The sequence below is a fragment of the Streptomyces sp. NPDC041108 genome, assembly GCF_055592645.1.
Map to the genome: position 1 here is coordinate 1 of NZ_JBVIYK010000050.1, position 3,885 is coordinate 3,885.

Below are 3,885 nucleotides of genomic sequence, written 5' to 3' on the forward strand. Positions count from 1 at the left end.
TGCGCGATCTGGCACAACCGCACCATCGGCGCACCCATCACCAGGTCCCTGACCGCCTACGACCACTGAGCCACATCGGAACTAATCATCTAGACGTTCGAAGCGTCGCCACACCCGCCCAAGCGCGAGCGCTGCTGGACGCGGTCCGTGCGCAGGGCACCCGCGGTTCCCACCTAGTCGCGTTCTTCGCATGTATCTACTACGCCGCCATGCGACCCGAGGAAGTCTCCATGCTGAGCGCCGACCAGTGTGACCTCCCCGAGGAAGGGTGGGGGAGGCTCATGCTCGCCAGCGCCCGGCCACAGGTCGGATCTGCCTGGACGGACGACGGCAAGCCGTACGAGGAGCGACAGCTCAAGCACCGTGCCCGCCGCGCAGTCCGGCCGGTGCCGATCCCGCCGGTACTGGTGGCCATCCTGCGCGCCCACCTCGAAGCGTTCGGGACCACGACCGACGGTCGACTGTTCACCACCGTCCCGGGTGGGCCGGTCCGGTCGCAGGAGTACGGCGCGGTGTGGAAAGAGGCCCGCCGGAAGGCACTCACGGCCGCGCAGGTGGCCTCTCCACTGGCCGCCATCCCGTACGACCTGCGGCACGCATGTGTGTCGTTCTGGCTCCGCTCAGGGGTGAGCCTCGCCGAGACGGCCCGGCGCGCGGGTCAGAGCGTCGCCGTTCTCCAGCGCTACTACGCCAAGGTTCTGGATGGCGAGGAGTCGCGGATGAACGCGCTGATCGAGCAGGGGTTGGCCGAGGAAGAGAACGGGACCGAGGGGCCGTGAATCCTGGCCGCAGGTTGGCCGCACGCCCTGGTCAGAGGTGGGATACCGGCGGGCCAGGGTGAGACAAGGTCATGCAGAAGGGGTGCCGCTCGGGAGAGTGGCACCCCTTCTGACCTGCAAGCTTCTGACCTGCTGCGGTGGGTGTGGGATTTGAACCCACGGTGACTCGCGCCACGACGGTTTTCAAGACCGACGCACAGTCACAGACCTCACTAGCTCTGACCTGCATCGATACGGTAGCCATTCAAGGGATCAGGTGCGTTGGCCCATACATGGCCCACGGAGCACGGAACCAGCCCGGTCCACTACTTCTGTGCAGGCGTGTGGTCCCGGATCGCCGAGGCGACTTCCAGCAGCGCGTACGCTTGCCGCCAGTCCCTCACCAGTGGCCTCCACCTGCTTGTCCTCCCCTCATCGCCCCGCCGCCAACTCAGCACAATGGTCCGCCTGTTGTCCGTACGTGCTCATGTCCGCCACAGGGTGACACCTCCCCTTCGCTGCTGGCCTCTCCAACGATCAATGCACCCTGCCCTACCGCCCGCATGATGAACCGTCCCTGCCCCGAGGTTGGCCTAGAGGTGCGCCTTCGTCTCGACTGCTTGTGAGTAAGACGCCCCATCCCCACATCCTCCCAGGCTCGTTGCCCCGCACGACGGCTACGGCGCCAGCCACTGGCACGGCGTTCACGTGAACCTGGTTCGGCGATCGTGCCCCGGTCTGCCCCGAGACTCCATAACTTATGGACATGACACTTGAGCCGACGCCGGGCCAGCCGGCACCGACAGGCAGTTGCTGGTGCGGCTGCGGGGCGACCACAGGTCCAGGGGCCTACTTTCGCCAAGGCCACGACAAGATCGCCGAAGCTGCGGTGCTCGCTACCCGCTACGGAAACAACGTCGTCCGGCTGCTAGCACATCACGGCTTCAGCTCGGAGATCTCGGTTGTCGAAGAGGCAGAATCACAAGGCATATGGCAGATGTGCCCAGAGTGCGAGTACCGAGGTGCTCCTGTGAGTGTCGCGAACACAGAAAGAAAGCCGAACACTGATCAAGGCACGCTAAGTGCAGACCCTCGTAGTTTCAACCAAATGGGGAGAAATGATCAGCCTAGAGCAGTCTCGAAAAACCTTCCACGAAGTTCGAAATTTGCCCATGCAGAATTTCTGGAAGACGGTATTTCAGGTACAGGGACGCACGGACGTATTAAGCAAGCCACGCTACAGGGACTATTTCGCCTGGGTACCCAATCGATCCAATTGCCCCGAGCTTGAAGTGCTAATGGAGGATCTCACAGAGTCGATTCCCGAGGAATGGAGGGCGCGAGGCAGGCGTATTTTCGCCGGTAGAAATCTACGAACACAAGCGAACGCGGAGGCCTGGCAGTCCGGGGAAGTAGGAATTATCGAGCTGAACTACGGCCTCACCACTGCCTCAATGATCTACATGGTCTTGTATTGCAAGTACTTCGAGATGATCTCAACTTTGGGTACAACAATGCTGGACTACATTGAAGACGATGACGACGAAGTAATGATGATGCTCTTGGAGGAAATCGGAGACGGAGGCTTCGAGCCTATACTGGTTGCGAATAGCGAGCGCAAGGCGTGGCAGTCTCATGGTGTCTTTCCGGCGCACCAGCTGCTACGTGAGCTCCCAGCTTCGCGCGACGAGGACTCATATCACGAGGGCGTTCGTTCCATTGAGCAGTTCGCGCTTGCGCACGAATATGCACATCATCTTTTGGGTCACACGGATGACGAGTATCCCAGGTCACGCTACATCAACGGACGGCTAGATCAAGAACTCGCGAAGCTGGGAATCGATCTCGCCTCCTACGAAGTAAACAAAAATCAGCTAGACGAACTACGAGCAGACGCCCTCGCCCTCCTAATGATGAGCGGAAAGCTCATACAGAATCCAACCGCGCCAACAATTTACCGGACCATGAGTGGCGCGATCATCGGCCTAACAGTATTTGCGCACATTTACGAATCATGGGTGAATTCGAGCGACTCGACCGAGACGCATCCGGATTTTCTCACTCGGTACGACGCCGCCGCCAAGCTACTCACAGGAATGTCGAAATCGATTCCCATTGGCCCGCACAACGACCATCCCCTTGACTTCCTGTCTCACCTCTCCGGATTCGTCACGTTGATCATCGATCGATGGCTCAGTAGCGAAGTCGAGGGGCATGATCCGATAAATGTTCTCGGATTGACTTCGTGGATCTTTGAACGAAGGGCTCACGTTCTGGAAGAACTGGAAGAGATACGAAACACTTCGTGAACCCCTGTACGCCTGCATCGAGACATACGAGGTCTTGGAAACCAGGGCCCTCAGGCTCGATTCGTCATGGAGACTCGGCAGTGCTGTGTCCCCGCGCGCCCTGTCACCGTTCACGTCAATGGGGCCCGCCCAACAGCCAGCAGGTGTGAACAGGCAGCAAGCAACTCCGGGTACGGCTCTGCCATGCGCGCCGCCTCCATCGCCGAGGTGATCAGCTCGTTAGTGAGACCCTCGCTCGGCTGGAGCTTGTAGCGGAGCTGGAGGAGTCCGGATTGGCGGACGTGCAGGTCTCCGGGTTTGAAGGGCCCGCGTGGTCGCTCGTGCGTGCAGCCGAGCAACAGCGAGGGAGGGGACGCTCCGGAACTCCGAATAGGGGGTCGCCCCGGACGTAGCCGACATTCACGAAGGCATCCCCCGAACGAGCGCCGAGATATCAAGCTCGTACGCGGCGACGTATCCCATCTCGTGGTGCGGGACGGAGGGCGGCCGGTTGGGCGGCACAGCGTCGGCGTACGGGCGCCGGATCGGCTAGTAGCCGGTGTCGTCCGCCGCGCCTCGAACTGAAGAAGCGGAAAGGTGTGCACCTCGTCCTTCGTGAGGTGGCCCATCTTGCAGTCCTGGCAGGGTGGGCCGCCTGGAGGTCCTCGGGCACCCCCAGGCGGCCCCGTTCAGCGGTGCTCGAACCAGTAGACCGCCCCCGCGAACGCACCCGTCACGGACGCCTTAGACGTCATCTCATTTGGCGAGTCTGCGGTAGCAGATGAGGGTGCAGGCGATGCTGGTGAAGGCCAGGAAGTGCTCGGCTTTGCGCTCGTAGC

2 protein-coding genes, 1 tRNA gene and 1 pseudogene are annotated in these 3,885 nt (G+C 61.3%); 2 read left to right on the top strand and 2 right to left on the bottom strand.

The features are described 5' to 3' along the window. Positions 1 to 209: 209 nt before the first annotated feature. Positions 210 to 779, top strand: a complete 570-nt coding sequence (locus tag ACZ6BB_RS42105; RefSeq protein ID WP_471620366.1) for a hypothetical protein — start codon at positions 210 to 212, stop codon at positions 777 to 779. 138 nt (positions 780 to 917) lie between these two features. On the opposite strand, the gene ACZ6BB_RS42110 is transcribed toward ACZ6BB_RS42105, so the two are convergent. Further along, positions 918 to 1,003: transfer RNA gene (locus tag ACZ6BB_RS42110), tRNA-Ser, on the bottom strand. Between the two features lie 837 nt (positions 1,004 to 1,840). Between ACZ6BB_RS42110 and ACZ6BB_RS42115 the strand changes: the two genes are divergently transcribed. Further along, positions 1,841 to 3,067, top strand: a complete 1,227-nt coding sequence (locus ACZ6BB_RS42115; RefSeq protein ID WP_471620367.1) for a hypothetical protein — start codon at positions 1,841 to 1,843, stop codon at positions 3,065 to 3,067. Between the two features lie 110 nt (positions 3,068 to 3,177). On the opposite strand, the pseudogene ACZ6BB_RS42120 reads toward ACZ6BB_RS42115, so the two are convergent. Beyond that, positions 3,178 to 3,309, bottom strand: a pseudogene (locus tag ACZ6BB_RS42120) (methyltransferase); the annotation flags it as partial. Between the last annotated feature and the right edge of the window lie 576 nt (positions 3,310 to 3,885).

Bases quoted from the DNA above. Each gene is read 5' to 3' on its own strand.
- ACZ6BB_RS42105 (WP_471620366.1), top strand. From the start codon at position 210: ATGCGACCCGAGGAAGTCTCCATGCTGAGCGCCGACCAGTGTGACCTC.